This is a genomic window from Chryseotalea sp. WA131a (genome assembly GCA_025370075.1).
GTDB lineage: Bacteria > Bacteroidota > Bacteroidia > Cytophagales > Cyclobacteriaceae > ELB16-189.
The window spans coordinates 553,410-570,308 of record CP073016.1; the positions used below are offsets into that span (position 1 = coordinate 553,410).

Here is a 16,899-nt window from a genome sequence, read left to right on the forward strand (position 1 = left end):
AAGATGTTCTAATTAGCAAAATGTAACTTCATGGAGATAGTACTAGAGTGCGACAACCTTACCAAAATCTATAAATCTGGCGAAAAGGAATTGACTGTACTGGACAGTGTATCCTTCAAAGCAGAACAAGGTACAAGTCTTTCTATCATTGGTCCCTCGGGCAGTGGCAAAACAACCTTGTTGGGCTTGTGTGCGGGATTGGATGTGCCCAGCAGTGGCACGGTTTCGCTCATGAACTTTAAGCTGAATGCCATGAGTGAAGATGACCGTGCGTATGTACGCAATCAGTACGTAGGGTTTGTCTTTCAAAATTTTCAGTTGCTTTCGACACTTACAGCTCTCGAAAATGTGATGGTGCCACTGGAGCTGCGCGGAGAAAAAAATGTTTCAGCGAAAGCGAAAGAATTATTGGCGCGTGTTGGCTTGGGCGACCGATTCCATCATTACCCCACGCAACTTTCGGGTGGCGAGCAGCAACGGGTGGCCTTGGCGCGTGCATTCATTACCTCTCCAAGAATTTTGTTTGCCGATGAGCCAACGGGAAATTTAGACGAGGCCAATGCTCAGCAAGTTACAGAATTGCTATTCGGGATGAACCGAGAAGAAAAAACAACGCTGGTTCTGGTAACGCATAATTTGGAGTTAGCACAAAAGACTGAACGAGTAATTAAGATGAAGGGCGGGCTGGTGGTGGAGGATCGGTGAGCGGTGATAGGTAGTTGGTAAATAGTAATTGGTAAATAGTAATTGGTATTCGGTGAGCTCCTAACTCCTAAATTCTGACTTCTAAATTCTTTTAAAAAATAAACACCTTGTTAGAGTACATCATCAAAATAAAGCGAGACGTAAAAAACATTTTCCAAGACCGTTGGGTGTGGCGAATGGCCTGGCGCGATGGGCGTCATAATTTTTCGCGATTGTTTTTATTTATTGCCTCCCTCATCACAGGCATTGCTGCGGTGGTAGCGATTTCATCACTTAATTATTCCCTGCAAGAAGAACTCGACCGCAACGCAAAAGAATTGTTGGGTGCAGATTTAGTCATCAACTCCAGCAAAAAATTTACCGTTGAACTTACCAAGGCCATTGATTCCACAGAAGTTAAAATCGCGGGTGATGCCGACATGGCTTCGATGGTGATGTTCATGCACACCAAAGAATCGCGGTTGATCAAGTTAACAGCATTTCAAGGAGAGTTTCCTTTTTATGGTGAACTAGAAGTGTTTCCGCCAGATGCGTATTTCAAAATGAAGATGGGTCGTTTTGCGATGTTGGATGAATCGCTCGCTACACAATTCAACGTAAGCAATGAAGATTCTTTAAAAATCGGGAACACGGTGTTTAAAGTGGCAGGAATTGTTAAGAAAATTCCGGGAGGTGGCGGATTAAGTGCTACGCTTGCACCGGCCGTTTACATTTCATTGAAAGAACTGGACTCAACTGGTTTGGTACAATACGGAAGCCGCGTGAATTATAGTTTGTATTTGAAAACCAAATCTGAGGAAGAAACCAAGCAGATTATCGAAAAGATAAAACCACTATCGAAGAAACTTGGCTTTGGCTATGAAACAGTACAAGCTCGCAGAGATGGATTGGGTCAGGGCTTTAAATCGGTATATCAATTTTTTTCGCTTTTAGCTTTTGTCGCCTTGATTTTAGGATGCATTGGCGTGGCAAGTTCGGTGCATATTTATGCGCGCGAAAAACGAGATGAGGTAGCGATATTGCGGTGTGTCGGTTCATCGGGCTGGCAGGCATTCAATATTTACTTTATTCAGATTTTTGTATTGGGTGTCATTGGCAGTTTAATAGGCGCTGTGTTGGGCGTGGTAATTCATCAAGTCATTCCGATAGCCTTCAAAGAATACATTCCCTTAAAGTTACAATTCGCCATTTCCATTCGCGCGATTGTGGAAGGGATTGCTTTGGGTGGAATTGTGTCAATGTTGTTTTCGCTTTTGCCATTGATGGCAGTGCGGTTTGTGCCACCACTTACTGTTTTGCGTGCAGACTTCAATCCCGCTAAAGTATTCTCGAAAGCACGATGGGCAGCTACGATTGCTGTTGTGGTATTTCCGATTTTGGCGGCTGCCTATCAAACCAAAAGTTTTGTTTCTGGAGGATTGTTCTCCGTTGGCTTAGCCTTGGCGTTGGGTTGTTTGACGCTGGTAGCAATTGCGTTGTTGTGGACCGTAAGAAAATATTTTCCTTCCAATGCTTCGTTTGTCTTTAGACACGCATTATCCAATTTATTCAGGCCCAACAACCAAACGCGTGTGCTGATGGTAACAATTGGGTTGGGCGCGTTTATTATTGCCACCCTGAATATCATTCAAAATAGTTTGCTCAACCAAGTGGAGTTTACGGGCAATAAAAATCAATCGAATACTATCTTGTTTGATATACAGCCCTCGCAAAAGGAAGGTGTTTTAAAATTAATGAAAGACCAAAACCTTCCCATCAATCAACTGGTACCCATTATCACGTGCCGATTGAGTGCCCTTAAAAATCGAACGGTAGATGAAATTCAAAAAGATACGACCTCTATTCCTGAATGGGCGCTAACCCGTGAATACCGAATTACCTATCGTGACAGCCTGAGCAAGAGTGGTTCCGAAAAACTGGTAAAAGGTGAAATACAGAAATTTCAAAAAGGAAAGAAAGACTCTATCTATGTAACGATTTCAGAAGGCATGCATGAAACGCTACGCTTGGAAATAGGAGATTCGCTGGCGTTCAATATCCAGGGAGTTGAGATGTGGGTGCGCGTAGCTGGCATTCGCAAAGTGGAATGGCCAAAAGACCCGCCTAATTTTTTGTTTGTATTCCCTAATGGGGTATTGGAGAATGCGCCACAAATATTTGTGGCAACAACACGTATCGACAGCACCGCTACTTCCAGTAAATTTCAACAGGCATTGGTCACTAATTTTTCCAACGTTTCCTTGATTGATTTGCGATTGGTGCTCAGCACCGTTGATGAATTGTTTAAAAAGGTGGGATTAGTGGTTCGCTTTTTGGCGCTGTTTAGTATTGTTACAGGTTTAGTGGTGTTGGCGGGCGCAGTCATCAATAGTAAGTTCGTGCGCATGAAAGAAAACGTTTTGTTACGAACCATCGGAGCGAGGACTCACCAACTGACAAAGATTACTTTGATTGAGTATGGCTACCTTGGGTTATTCTCAGCCCTTACGGGGATGATTCTTTCATTGGGCGGAGGCTGGTTGCTCTGCAAGTTTTTCTATCAAATAGATTTTGCTGTAAACTGGGTAGAACTATTGCTCATCAGTGCCGGAGTGATTTTACTTACAATGTTCATCGGGTGGTTCAACTCACGCGAGGTGATTTCAAGTCCGCCTTTGCAGGTATTGAGGAAGGAGAATTAAGGATTTTCAAAAACCTCGCCCAAATCAATTTCTAATTCGGGTAAAGTAAGACTGGCTACTTTGTCGTCTTTTACATAGGGGTGATCGGTTGATTTGTATTTTCCGGATTCCAATAAATAAATAAAAACAGTTTGCTCATTGGGGTGGACAATCCAATATTCATATACACCAGCTTCTTGATACACTTCAAATTTTTCGCGGAGGTCTTTCTGGGAGGTATTCTTAGATAGTATTTCAATGATCCAATCGGGCGCACCTAAGCAACCCTTCTCATCAATTTTTGTGGGGTTGCAGATTACGCAAATATCAGGCAGAACCACGGTGGTGATTTCATCATCTTGCTTTTTATAAGTTGATTTAGGAAGGCGAACATCAAAAGGGGCAACAAACACCTTGCATTTTTTCCCCTTTAGGTGATTAGCAATTTGTCTGAATAGTTCTCCAGTGACAGTTTGGTGAGTACTGGTAGGGGCAGACATTTTGTAAATCTTGCCCTGAATAAGTTCAACCATCTCACTCCATCGCCAAGATAAGTAATCGGAATAAGTATAGCTGCCTGACAAATCGGGTTCCTTAACTTCCATCAATCAAAGTTATAGACTTATCAATAACAAAAAAACCATCCCTATAACGGGATGGTTTTTTTAGCGAGCGTATTATTGTATTGTTATTGAAATTACTTAGTCGGCTCAATGGTTGGCTCAGCCTTAGCTGGCTCTTCAACTTTTTCAGGCGTTCCATTTGTAAATTTCTCATAGGTAGTTTGGCCTGCAAAAGGTCGCTTACCAATCAAGCGCTCAAGATCCGCTTGGAATAAAATTTCTTTTTCCAAGAGCTCTTTGGCAATGATTTCCAAATGCTCACGATGGTGCGTGAGCAGATCTTTGGTGCGGTTATAGGCATTGTCAATTATTTTTTTCACCTCCTGATCAATTCGCTGAGCGGTAGCATCCGAATAAGGTTTGCTAAAATTATAATCCGATTGCTTCGAATCGTAGAAAGACATGTTGCCAATCTCTTTGTTCATACCATACACGGTTACCATGCTGTAGGCCATTTTGGTGATTCGCTCCAAATCGCTCAACGCGCCTGTTGAAATCTTATCAAAAATAATTTCTTCGGCTGCACGGCCACCAAAGGTCATGCACATTTCATCGGTAAGTTGTTCGGTTTGGTAAAGGAACTGTTCTTTTGGCAAGTATTGCGCATACCCCAAAGCGGCCACACCGCGTGGCACAATGCTAACTTTCACCAACGGATCGGCATGTTCTAAAAACCAACCCGCAACCGCATGGCCTGCCTCGTGGTAGGCAACGATTTTTTTCTCTTCAGGCGAAATGATTTTTGTTTTCTTCTCCAATCCACCAATAACTCGGTCGATGGCATCTTGAAAATCTTGCATCTCTACTTCGGCCCTATCTCTGCGGGCAGCAATCAAAGCGGCCTCGTTACACACGTTGGCAATTTCAGCACCTGCAAAGCCAGGTGTTTGAGCAGCCAATTTCTTAATGTCTACTGACTTCGACATTTTGATGGGCTTCAAGTGGACTTTGAATATTTGTTCGCGGCCGGAGATGTCTGGTTTGTCAATGCTTATTTGCCGATCAAAACGGCCCGGTCGCAACAAAGCTGAATCCAATACGTCAGGCCGGTTGGTGGCCGCCAATATGATAACACCACTGTCGGTTGCAAAACCATCCATTTCTACAAGTAACGAGTTCAACGTGTTTTCGCGCTCATCATTGGCACCGGGCATTTGACCTCTTCCACGTGATCGGCCAATGGCATCAATCTCATCAATGAATACAATACACGGAGCTTTTTCTTTTGCTTGCTTAAACAAATCGCGAACACGCGCTGCTCCTACTCCTACAAACATTTCTACAAAATCTGATCCTGATAAAGAGAAGAAGGGCACGGCTGCCTCGCCTGCCACGGCTTTCGCCAATAATGTTTTACCCGTACCTGGAGGACCTACCAACAAAGCACCTTTCGGGATTTTGCCACCCAACTTGGTAAACTTCTGAGGAGTCTTTAAAAAATCCACAATTTCTTTTATTTCTTCTTTGGCTTCTTCCAAGCCAGCAACATCGGCAAACGTAATCTTTACCTTGTTTTCAGCATCAAACAACGCAGCTTTGGATTTGCCGATATTAAATATTTGCCCACCGGGTCCACCACCGCCCGTCATTCTGCGCATGATCATCCAAAAACCAAAAATCAATAAGATCAAAAGTCCCCAGCTAATAAGCTGACTGGTATAGTCAATGCGGTTCTCTGTTCGAAGATCCACTTTATCATTCCGTGGAATTTCTTTAGTAAGTTGATCATATTTCTCAATAAATTTATCCACACTGGGCACCATGTATTTATAATGCGGCCCGTTTACGTTCGTGCCAAGAGCGTTGGAGTTTTTTTCAACTTCTTGTTTGTATTTGGCGTTTTGTAATGCTTCTGGTTTGAGTGTGATTTCAACTAACTTTTGTTCAGGCAATAACACTATTTTCTTAATGTCTTTCGACTGAACCATGTCCTCAAACCTACTTTGCTGAATCTCTACTAATTCACCACTGTTTACGAGGCGACTGATGACAAAAATCACAACGATAAGTGCCAATATTAACCACGTTTGGTAATTGGTCTTTGGTAACTTAGGAGGGGTAATCTTCTTTTCTCTTTCTTTATCTGCCATGGAATGTGTATTCTAAAGTATAATTCTAAGTCTTACGTAACGTTCTAAATAAAAATAAGTTTGCTAATCGGGTATTTCCGTGATATGGGCATCTCCCCACAATTTCTCTAATGCATAAAACTCGCGCTTGTCTTTTTTGAAGATATGTACCACCACGGTGATATAGTCGAGAATTACCCATTCTTTATTGTTTTTCCCCTCCATGTGCCAGGGATTTTCTTTAAGTTTTTTCTCTACCTCTTCATCTACGGAGCGAGCAATGGCTTCTACTTGTTTATCTGAGCTACCGGAGCAAATCACAAAAAAGTCGGCAATGGCATTTTTTGTATCCCGCATGTCCATCACTACTATGTCTTGGGCTTTTTTCTCCTGCATTCCGGACACCACAGCCTTGCTTAATTTTTCCGAATCGGCAATCTTCTTTTTCTTGGACATTCCACTATTTTAGTGATATTTCGAAATTTCTTAAACGACAAATCTAATTAAAATACCTTGTATAAAATCCTTGCCAATACCCTCTTCTTTGGTAAAAATGTAGTTTATGTGCCAGAATGTCACTCTACCAACACATTATTGGTAGAGATGGTTGAGAAGGCAAACATGATGGAAGGTACTTTGGTGATAACCAATCATCAATTGAAGGGTAGGGGGCAGCGTGGAAATAGCTGGGAGGCTGAGCCCGGCTTGAACTTAACTTTCTCCATTTTGCTGCGCCCCTCATTTTTAACTGTGGCCGAGCAGTTTTTTTTAACACAGGCGATATCGACCGGCTTGGGCGATTATTGGCAATCAAGGATACACCTTGGAACAAAAATTAAATGGCCTAACGACATTGTGATAAACGACAAGAAGGTGACGGGTATTTTGATCGAAAATTCTTTGGCTGGAAATTCCATTCAACAAAGTGTAGTGGGAATAGGTGTGAACATCAACCAAGAGCGTTTTGCCAACCCTAAGGCAACATCTCTAAAGCAATTGGTTGGTCACCCGTTCGATTTGCAACAAGAGTTGAATAGCTTACTCGAAAAATTAGAGTATCGGTACCTTCAGCTTCGTGCGGGCAAGCGCGATGAATTGCAGCGCGAATATCTGAATCAACTCTACCGAATTGGAGAGAAGCATTTCTTCCGAATCAACGGAAAACCAGTAGAAGGGATGATTGTGGGCATTGACCCAATCGGGCAATTGAAATTGGTGATGGAAGGGGGAGAGAGAACTTTTGGCTTGAAAGAAATTGAGTTTTTATAAGCCAAACACTGTTTGTTATAGCTCCGGTTCAAAACTAGGATCGCTTCGATTTAATTTACCGTAAAAACTTTTTAACTTTCCATGGCTATGGAAAAATTAAAAGCTCTAATCAGAAATTTCTTTGCGTTTTCTAAAAAGGAAACCAATGCTTTTTTAATTCTGTTGCCACTGATGGCTTTGCTAATTTTTTCTGAACCTCTTTATAGATACTTCTTTACTCATCAAAAACAAGATTTTAGTAGCGATAAACAGAAATTGGATAGTTTGGTCTCTGTACTGAAAGACAGTGTAAAAGTAGAAGCTGAGCCAACCTTTGATCTCAAATCATTTGACCCGAACAAGGCCCCTCAATCCGAATTGGTTTCCCTGGGCTTTTCAGAAGGGTTGGCCAAACGCTTGGTCAACTATCGAAGCAAAGGGGCAAAATTCATCTTAAAAAAAGATTTGCTTAAGTTGTATGGAATGGACAATTCACTGTACAATAGATTGTATCCATATATTCAATTGCCCGATCGATTGGCCGACAGCACGCCACCTGCGGCCAAACTTTCGAAGAAACTAGCTAATGAAAACGTAAGGATTAATTTAAATGTGGCCGATACGGCTCAATTGAAAAGGGTATATGGCATTGGCGATAAATTATCACAGAGGATTATCAAATACCGCGAGAAGTTAGGCGGTTTTGTTTCCATGAGTCAATTGAAAGAAGTGTATGGATTGGATTCCACCGTAGTGGAAGATGTGGCGAAAGATTTTTTTGTGGAATCAACGTTTCAACCCAAAAAAGTAAAAATTAATGTAGCCAAGCACGATGAGTTGGCCAATCACCCTTACATCAACCGCGCTTTGGCCAGAGCCATTGAAGCCTATCGATTTCAGCATGGAAACTTCGCTCAATTAGACGACCTTCGTAAAGTGCAATTGATGAAGTCAGAGACCCTCCAAAAATTGAAACCGTACCTTTCCTTTGATCCCTGATTGTGGCTTCAGAAAAAACGAAGAAACTACTTACAAACTATTTACGAAAGCTGACCAACCTTTCGGGTAGTAACCGGTCTATTTATTTGCCCAAGCTTTTGGCAGATCAGCACATCGATCTTCAATCGTTGAGTCAACTCAATAAGCAGCCAGCCTTTAAAATCATCGAATCACTTCTTGGCAATAAAAGTAAAATCGTTTGTGCGGTGGTTGATGCTCGGATGGAGCCGGTAAACGAGGCGAGTAAAAAACTAAAGAAACTCCAACGCATCGATCGCTTTATTTTTGAAGAACGAGGCTCCACTGATTTGCATATTGGTTGGCCGATGGTGCACGGTAAATTTTTGGATGGCACGTGTGTTCGCTGCCCTTTGCTTTTCTTCCCCGCTCAATTATCGATAGAAGACGAACAGTGGATAATTGCTCCGCGCGAAGGCGATATTGCATTTAATAAATCATTTTTGCTAGCTTATTCGCATTACAACCAAGTAGAAGCAGACGAAGAATTACTGGAAGAAACATTTGACGAGGTGGAGCGCGATAGCACTGTTTTTCGCACCGCCATTTATCAGTTGTTACAAAAAGCAAAATTGGATATTCATTTCAATCCTGATAACTATCGCGATGAACTTATTCCTTTTAAAAATTTTACCCGCGATGAATTTGACGAATCTCACGGAAATGGCCAGTTGAAATTATTTCCGGAGGCAGTGTTGGGTATTTTTTCGCAGGCTGGCTCGCAATTGCTCCCCGACTATCAGCACTTGTTAGCGGATGAATCCCTTCATGACCTCGAAGATTTTTTTCAATCTCAACGCGTTACCAAATTCTCTCAAAACTACTTGACTCAAGTGAAGGAAGATAAGGTGTACAGTATTTTCCCGTTGGATGCATGGCAAGAAAACGCCTTGAAAGGTTCGAAACTAGGTTACTCGTTAGTTGTGCAAGGTCCGCCCGGCAGTGGCAAATCACAACTGATATGTAATTTGATCAGCGATGCAATGGCAAACGGAAAAAAGGTGCTGGTGGTTTGCCAAAAAAGAGCTGCTTTGGATGTTGTTTACGCTCGCATGCAGGAGCAGCACCTGGCTGATTTTATTTCGTTGGTACACGATTTTAAAACCGATCGAAAATTGATCTTCGACAAAATCGCCAAACAAATTGAACGAGTGGAGGAGTATACCGCGAAGAATATTTCGCTTGACGCCATTCAACTTAACCGCACGTTTTTTCAATGCAGCCATCGCATCGATCAATTAACAGAAGAGCTGGAGCAGTTTAGGCAACTGTTATTCGATGAAGCGGAGTGTGAGACGAGTATCAAACAACTATATCTTCAGTCTAATCCAAAATCTCCTTCCATCAATCTAAAGCAAGAATACCAATACTTTAAATTTCAATCGGTCCACGATTTTTTGAGGAAGCTCAGCCACTACTGCTCGTACGCGCACCGATTTAAAAATCAGGATTACCCGTGGCAGAACAGAAAATCTTTCAGCAATCTATCCGCCAGTGATTTTCCACTTCTTCAATCTTGCCTGATGGAAGTGTCAGCTTATTTTGATCAGGTAAAGAAGGATTTTCAAAACAGTTTCAATACCGAATTAGATTGGGAGCAATGCGAGGCATTAATGGAGCAATACCCGCAAGCGAGTACGATTGTCGGTCTGCTCGATTTGCCAACTCCGTATATCTATTTTCAGCAAATGATCAGTGAAACGGAAGACGAGACCAGTTCGCTTTGGCTTGCCAACATGGAACGAGTGCTGATGGATTGTTTTGAAGGTGAAGGGGTTGAAAAAAGCATTCCCTCTTCGCAACTTGGTCAACTTCAACTTGCCTTAGAGCAAACGCGAAAAGCCCGTAAAAATATTTTTGGTTTGATTTATTGGGAGCTTTTTTCCAAAGATAAATTTTTGGTGAAGCGTGCCTTGGTTGGAAATGGTTTAGAAAGCACCAAGATTGGATTTCGATCATTGGAGAAAAAATTAGACAATCGGCTTAACCTAGAGCACAATATCTCTAAGTTGAAAGCGAAAGCGTGGCTTCATGTACCAGAGAGTATTGATAAATCCACTTACATCAATTGGTTTAAGGAAGTCAACCAAGCGCTAGCGGCCAAATTTCTTTTCTGTTCCATTCGAGGAATCAAGAATTTAATTTCGGTTCCGCATCTTGATCATGCTGAATTTTTGAAACGGTTTGCAGTGTTGTTTAAATTGATTCAAGAACTGCCCGAGAAACGGATGCAGTGGCTTAACTATTTAGTGCCAGCACAAATAAGTCAGCTAACTAAGTTACCTGCGGTAAAAACGGATCTTCTTCAATCCCTTTCTACTGACTTTGATTCGCTAATTGAGTTTGATAAGCTTATCGAATCGCTATCTACTGATGAACGTAATGTCTTTTCTAAACTCTATGCTGAAAGTAAATCGTGGGAGGTATCGGTCAATGAAAAATTGTTTTTAAATTCATTGTCAATTGCATGGATCGATCACATCGAATTGAAACACCCTGAACTTCGAATGGTTTCTTCTGGAAAGATTGAAATGTTGGAACAGGAGTTGCAAGAGAAAATTGATAACAAGCAATCCATTGCTCAACAGATTGTGGCCTTGCGTTCACGCGAAGCAGTAACAGAAAATTTAGAGTTCAATCGACTGAACAACCGTGTCACCTACCGGGATTTACTTCACCAGGTAACAAAAAAGAAAAAGATTTGGCCGTTGCGAAAGGTGATTGGTGAATTTCACAATGAAGTGTTTAGGTTAATGCCTTGTTGGTTGGCTTCGCCCGAATCGGTTTCTGCAATCTTTCCAATGGCTTCGCTTTTCGATTTGGTTATTTTCGATGAAGCCTCTCAATGTTTTGCAGAGCGAGGTATCCCTGCGCTGTATCGCGGTAAGCAAACCGTGATTGCAGGAGATTCCAGGCAATTGCGCCCAGGAGATTTTTATATGGCTCGGTGGGATGAAGAGGGAGATGAACCCGATCAAGAGATTGATTCGTTGTTGGAATTGGCCGAACGATACGTGGGCAATGTTCACCTGCAAGGGCACTACCGTAGCGAATCACTTGCGTTGATTGATTTTTCCAACAGATACTTTTACGGAGGCAAACTTCAGCTTGTGCCGAATTTGCAAACGCTCAACAAAAATGAAAAAGCCTTGGAATTCGTAAAGGTAGAGGGTGTATGGGATAAAAACGAAAATTTGGTAGAAGCAAAGAAAGTGGCGGAGTTGGTGCTTGACCTTTCACAATCAAATCCTTCTGTATCCATTGGCGTTATTACCTTCAATGCACCCCAGCAATCGTTGGTGTTAGATGAGGTGGATGAATTGTTTACCAGCCATCGCCAAACAGTGCCTGAAAATCTTTTTGTGAAGAACATTGAAAATGTTCAGGGCGATGAACGCGACATTATTATCTTTTCGATTGGCTATGCACCTGATAAAAAGGGAAAAGTAAATGTGCAGTTCGGTAGCTTGAACCAACAAGGCGGTGAAAACAGATTGAATGTAGCAGTCAGTCGCGCGAAGAAAAAAGTCATGGTGGTCTGTAGCGTTTGGCCAAATCAGTTAGATGTTTCCCAAACAAAAAATGATGGACCAAAGTTGTTGAAGAAATACTTGGAGTATGTGAATGAAGTGAGCGAAAGAATACTTCCTCCACGAAAGGATGTGGTGGCCAATTCAGACAAGCTTTGGTCAACCATCAAGCGCGATTATCAAAATATGGCGATTCATTTATTGGATCAGTCCATTCCCTCTCATGATTTGACTGTTATGAAGAATAGCGAATATGTTTCGGCCATTTTAACCGATGACGATCATTATTATAAAGGATTATCGGCAAAAGCGCTGCACGCTCAATCCTTGCAATTGCTGGAAAAAAACAATTGGCCCTACAAGAGACTGTACAGCAGAAATTTCTGGCAAGATAGAGAACGGTTTATGTTGGAGGTAGAGAGATTTTTAAATGGCTGATATGAGTAAAATGATTAAATTCGTGCATGAAATCGGATAATGATATTTTTGAGATAGTGATCTCGAGTGGCTTAATTGGGGCCTCTTTAGGTGCTTTGATTAAAAACAACAAGAAGACTGCTACCCTAGGCGCGATTGCTGGAGCCGCTATAGTTGCATCTTATCATGCTTCTGAAAAAGCGAAAAATTTAAAGGTGCCAATAATAGTAAAGGAAAATGGTGCACTCTATGAATTGCAACTTGATGGCACAAAAAAATTCTTAAAGAGGATTCCATCTAATCCAACACACCTCAAAAAGGAATTTTCTCTTAAATAGAAAATGAGTCAAAAACGTCTTCGCATATTTGCTGGACCAAATGGCTCGGGAAAATCTACTTTTATTAGAAATTTTCCTGTAAGCCCCCAACTTAGGTTAGGTGTGTATGTAAATGCCGATGACATTGAGAAGGAACTGGTAGAAACTCGTCAATTGAATTTAGCCACTTTTAATCTCAAGCTTTCTACAGATAAAATTCAAGCTCATTTTAAGAGTTCAGGCTTTTCGCCTATTAAGCTAAACAATTCGTCCTTGTGGGAATCTTTTCGAATAGAGGAAAATAAAGTCTTTTATGCAGGTGATTCTATGAATTCCTACATAGCCGCAGATATAGCCGAGTTCATTCGACAAGAGTTACTCACAGAGGGGTTGTCTTTTTCCTTCGAAACAGTTATGAGCGATTTATCAAAGGTGGACTTTTTGAATCTGGCAAAGAAAAAAGGTTATCGGATTTACCTTTATTATTTTTCAACTGAAGATCCACTGATTAACAGGAGCAGAGTGAACGTTAGAGTTCTGCAAAAGGGGCATGCAGTTAGCGAAGAAATCATTGAGAGAAGGTATTTTCGCAGCTTGAATAATTTGAAGGCAGCAGTGCAATTATCACATCAGGCTTATGTTTTCGATAGTACTGGAATTACAGAGTTAATTGCGAAATAACCGATGGAGAGAAAGTTAATTTAATAGATACGGAGAGAGTACCTAACTGGGTAATGAATTACTTGTTTGACAAGTAAAATTTCTAAAATCGCAACAGGCGATCATACACTTTATGCATCGGCAAACCCATTACTGTAAAGTACGACCCATTAATTTTTTCAATACCCACCATACCTGGCCCTGCCTGTGTGAGGTTGATACTTTTTTCGATTAATGACATTTTATCAATGGATTTTAGAAAAGCAATTTCTTCCGTTGAGCAAGGGTTCACTCCGGCAGGCAGGCAGTCTTGCGCACCGTAAGCCCCCGCTTTATCAAATGGTTTGCAGGTGTCGATGTAGTATTCAATTTCTGCTAGACTTAATTGTTTGAACGTCACTTCCGTGCGGTCGTCAAACAAATCCATTTTCTCTTTCGACAATAGGCAGACACCCGTAATTACCAAATGAGTTTTGCCGCTCAAGGATTGCAGCATTTCTATTGCTTCCTTTCGATCGGCTGGTTTGTTCATCACTCGATTGCCAAGAATCACTACCGTATCTGCAGCCAGCACCACCTGATTGGTTAACTTGCTTTCCAAGGCTTTTGCTTTTTTCTCTGCTAAGTATGTAGGTATTTCGCTCACGTGCATGGTAGATGGAAATGATTCATCGATGTTGGGTGAGTCAACTATAAAATAAAATCCCACTTCTTTCATCAGGAATTGTCTGCGTGGCGAGCTGGAGGCGAGGATAAGAGGTTTGTTGAATTTCATTAGGTCATTTGATAAATAGACTTCAAAAATAGAGAACCATTGTGAACCCACAGTTGTGTTAAGCCAACTATTTTGATCTGATTTGCGTAAGTTTTGTTTTGGGTAGTTGCGTATATTTGGGAGTTGGCGCTCATTTTTTGGACAGTGAAGTATCTACTATCAAGTTTGACAATTATCCTGACGTCATGCTCCACATCGGTTGACGGACTATGGATTGAAAAGGAGAACCGTGGAATCCTTAAGTTCTATGGAGACTCTGTTATTAATAGTTCAAATCTTATTAGTGGCCGACTTGGTTACAGAATTACGAGAGACTCTTTAACCTGGACCGGACTAAATCCTGAATGGAATAAAGGCAAGAGAGAGAAAAGCTTTAAGTACGAACTAAAAAACGACTCGTTAAATATATGGTATCGAAACGGAGAGTTAGCAATGACTTATTTCAAGACAAACGCAGGAAATTATGTTGACTATTTCTTAAAGAAAAACGAAATCTCTTTAGTCCTACCGAAGGTTGAAAGCACTCAAGAAATGCCAAAGAGATACGAGAATCTTGACATTAAGATTGGTTTTCGCGACAAAAAAATTACCATATTCATCCAAGACATTGAGACAGAAGTAAGCGAGATTGAAAGAGCAATAAGTAAGTTTGTTGAACAAGCGGACTCTGAAATACCACCTGAATTTGCTTGCCGTTTCTTTGTGGACGAAAATATCCCTTGCGAATACACAATCGGGCTATTTGACTACTTGCGACTCTACGATATACGTAGAATAATGTTTGTCTCTGAGACAGCTAACACGGACGAATATAAGGACAACTTTAGTGGGCTATATATAGCAATACCACGCGAGAAGATAGTTATTGTGGAAGAGAAAAACGAGCGCTAACAATGTATTTGCGTCAAGCGGGGTTGACGCATAATCCAACGTTTTCGTATTTTTAATGCGTTCGGTGTCGGGGACACATTAAACTCTGCTTTCTAATGACAAATCTGGATTTGTGTCTTTAGATTGGGTGGAACTTTCTTTTAATAAAAAATCAGTCGCTTTAAATTTTATGAAAAGGAAAGTTTAATTTTGGAACTGTAGGGAAATCAAAATCTCACCCCTCCATCAGCACCATTCAAATCAAAATCAAATTCCCATGATGAAAAAAACAATTAATCTTTCTTTGGTCATGCTAGTGGTAACCTGTATGAGTTGCAATCAATCATCGAAGCAAAGCAACGTTACTACACCTGCTGATGCCATTTACTATGGTGGCGATATCATTACCATGGAGGGTGATAGCGCTGTTTATCCCGAAGCGGTTGTGGTAAGTGAGGGGCGAATAACTTTTACAGGAAGCAAAGCTGATGCAGAAAAGATGAAAGGCGACAGCACGGTTATGCGTGATCTAGGAGGCAAGACCTTGGTTCCGGGTTTTATTGACGGGCATTGTCATTTTTTTGCTTTTGGGTCGCAAGCCCTATCGGCAAACTTGCTGGCACCACCCGATGGTACGAGCAATAACATAGATGACTTGGTGAATGAACTTAAGAGTTGGTATCAGAAGAATGGTGCTGACAAAACACAAGGATGGATTGTGGGAATTGGGTTCGATGATGCCGTTCTAAAAGAAAATCGTTTTCCAACAAAAGATGACCTGGATAAGGTTTCCACCGACCTGCCTGTGATGGCAACTCACATCTCCGGGCATTTTTGCAGTGTCAACACAAAAGGCTTGGAAGTGTTGGGGATAACAGCTACATCCAAGGATCCGGAAGGTGGGGTGATCAGACGCGTAAAAGGCAGTAGGGATCCCAATGGCGTCTTAGAGGAGCTTGCCGCGATTCCACACATGTTTAAATTGGTTACACCACCCATCAAAGAGTTGAGCGATTTATATTTTGATGCAGGGCAAAGAATGGCTGCGAGTTATGGATACACTACTTGTAATGAAGGCCGTGCGATGGGCAACCATGAGCAGATGGCCGACTATGCGACACGTGGTAAAATGTATTTAGATGTAAATTCTTGGATCGACTATTCGGTGCCGCAACACATGCGCAGCAAATGGCATAGTAAAGAATACAAAAATCACTATCGCATTGCAGGACTCAAGCTAACACTCGATGGTTCGCCTCAAGGAAGAACGGCCTGGCGGAGTAGTCCATACCTGATTCCACCCGATGGTCAGAAAAAGGGCTACAAAGGCTACCCTGCCATTCCTAAAGATGAAGATGTTCAAAAAATTGTGGATAGTGCGTTTGCCAATAACTGGCAGTTGAAAGCGCATACCAATGGTGATGCTGCTGCCGATCAGTTGTTCAGAGCTATTGGTAAAGCTTCCGCCAAATATGGGAATGAAGATAGACGAAACATCTTAATACATGGACAATTGATTCGCATGGATCAGTTAGATAGTATTAAAAAATATAGTATCATTGCTTCGTTATTCCCCATGCACACTTTTTATTGGGGGGATTGGTATAAGGAAATTATCGGCCCTGATAAAGCGCAACAAATCAGCCCGATTAAATCAGCATTGAAGAAAGGAATTCGGGTCACAAGTCACACAGATGCGCCTGTCGCGTTCCCTAACATGATGATGATTCTATGGACAACGGTCAATCGTGTGAGCCGCACAGGAACGGTGATGGGGCCAGACGAAAGATTGACACCTTATGAAGCTTTAAAATCGATCACCATTTGGGGTGCCGAGCAGTTTTTTGAAGAGGGAGAAAAGGGCACATTAACACCCGGCAAATTGGCTGATATGGTAGTGCTTGATAAGAACCCGTTAAAAGTTGATCCGATGACTTTGAAGGATATTATTGTGCTAGAAACTATCAAAGAAGGGAAGACCATCTATGAAAAGAAATAAAGGCTCTTT

13 protein-coding genes are annotated in these 16,899 nt (G+C 41.6%); 9 read left to right on the plus strand and 4 right to left on the minus strand.

Annotated elements, in window-relative coordinates; genetic code table 11:
- Positions 1 to 30: 30 nt before the first annotated feature.
- Together KA713_02670 and KA713_02675 are read left to right on the plus strand one after the other, a co-directional pair.
- The gene (locus KA713_02670) at positions 31 to 705 is read left to right on the plus strand and encodes an ABC transporter ATP-binding protein (GenBank protein ID UXE67529.1); all 675 of its coding nucleotides are present in this window, start codon (positions 31 to 33) and stop codon (positions 703 to 705) included.
- A 107-nt stretch (positions 706 to 812) separates the two neighbouring features.
- Positions 813 to 3,386, plus strand: coding sequence for an ABC transporter permease (locus tag KA713_02675; protein ID UXE67530.1), 2,574 nt, complete (start codon positions 813 to 815; stop codon positions 3,384 to 3,386).
- On the opposite strand, the gene KA713_02680 is transcribed toward KA713_02675, so the two are convergent.
- From KA713_02680 to rsfS, 3 genes are all read right to left on the minus strand, one after another.
- A complete protein-coding gene (locus KA713_02680; GenBank protein UXE67531.1) occupies positions 3,383 to 3,970 on the minus strand; it encodes a Uma2 family endonuclease in 588 nt (195 codons plus the stop codon). The two genes, KA713_02675 and KA713_02680, sit on opposite strands and share 4 nt — an antisense overlap.
- A 92-nt stretch (positions 3,971 to 4,062) precedes the next feature.
- On the minus strand, positions 4,063 to 6,078 hold the full coding sequence (gene ftsH / locus KA713_02685; protein UXE67532.1) for an ATP-dependent zinc metalloprotease FtsH: 2,016 nt from the start codon (positions 6,076 to 6,078) through the stop codon (positions 4,063 to 4,065).
- 63 nt (positions 6,079 to 6,141) lie between these two features.
- The gene (gene rsfS / locus KA713_02690) at positions 6,142 to 6,513 is read right to left on the minus strand and encodes a ribosome silencing factor (GenBank protein UXE67533.1); all 372 of its coding nucleotides are present in this window, start codon (positions 6,511 to 6,513) and stop codon (positions 6,142 to 6,144) included.
- Between the two features lie 57 nt (positions 6,514 to 6,570).
- Between rsfS and KA713_02695 the strand changes: the two genes are divergently transcribed.
- From KA713_02695 to KA713_02715, 5 genes are all read left to right on the plus strand, one after another.
- Complete coding sequence (locus KA713_02695; GenBank protein UXE67534.1) at positions 6,571 to 7,326, plus strand: biotin--[acetyl-CoA-carboxylase] ligase; 756 nt, start codon at positions 6,571 to 6,573, stop codon at positions 7,324 to 7,326.
- Positions 7,327 to 7,413: 87 nt separating this feature from the next.
- Positions 7,414 to 8,304 (plus strand): helix-hairpin-helix domain-containing protein, encoded by an 891-nt coding sequence (locus tag KA713_02700; protein UXE67535.1) that lies wholly within the window; start codon positions 7,414 to 7,416, stop codon positions 8,302 to 8,304.
- Positions 8,305 to 8,306: 2 nt separating this feature from the next.
- A complete protein-coding gene (locus KA713_02705) occupies positions 8,307 to 12,290 on the plus strand; it encodes a DUF4011 domain-containing protein (protein UXE67536.1) in 3,984 nt (1,327 codons plus the stop codon).
- Between the two features lie 26 nt (positions 12,291 to 12,316).
- Positions 12,317 to 12,607 (plus strand): hypothetical protein, encoded by a 291-nt coding sequence (locus tag KA713_02710; protein UXE67537.1) that lies wholly within the window; start codon positions 12,317 to 12,319, stop codon positions 12,605 to 12,607.
- Positions 12,608 to 12,610: 3 nt separating this feature from the next.
- Positions 12,611 to 13,267, plus strand: a complete 657-nt coding sequence (locus KA713_02715) for a zeta toxin family protein (GenBank protein UXE67538.1) — start codon at positions 12,611 to 12,613, stop codon at positions 13,265 to 13,267.
- 82 nt (positions 13,268 to 13,349) lie between these two features.
- Here the strand turns inward: KA713_02715 and maf are convergent, their stop codons facing one another.
- Entirely contained in the window at positions 13,350 to 14,021 is a 672-nt protein-coding gene (maf, locus tag KA713_02720; protein ID UXE67539.1) for a septum formation protein Maf, read from the minus strand.
- Positions 14,022 to 14,165: 144 nt separating this feature from the next.
- Here maf and KA713_02725 point away from each other — a divergent pair, with 144 nt between their 5' ends.
- On the plus strand, positions 14,166 to 14,912 hold the full coding sequence (locus KA713_02725) for a hypothetical protein (GenBank protein UXE67540.1): 747 nt from the start codon (positions 14,166 to 14,168) through the stop codon (positions 14,910 to 14,912).
- A 256-nt stretch (positions 14,913 to 15,168) separates the two neighbouring features.
- Positions 15,169 to 16,890: an amidohydrolase gene (locus tag KA713_02730; protein ID UXE67541.1), complete on the plus strand. Its 1,722-nt coding sequence runs from the start codon at positions 15,169 to 15,171 to the stop codon at positions 16,888 to 16,890.
- The last annotated feature ends 9 nt before the right edge of the window (positions 16,891 to 16,899 follow it).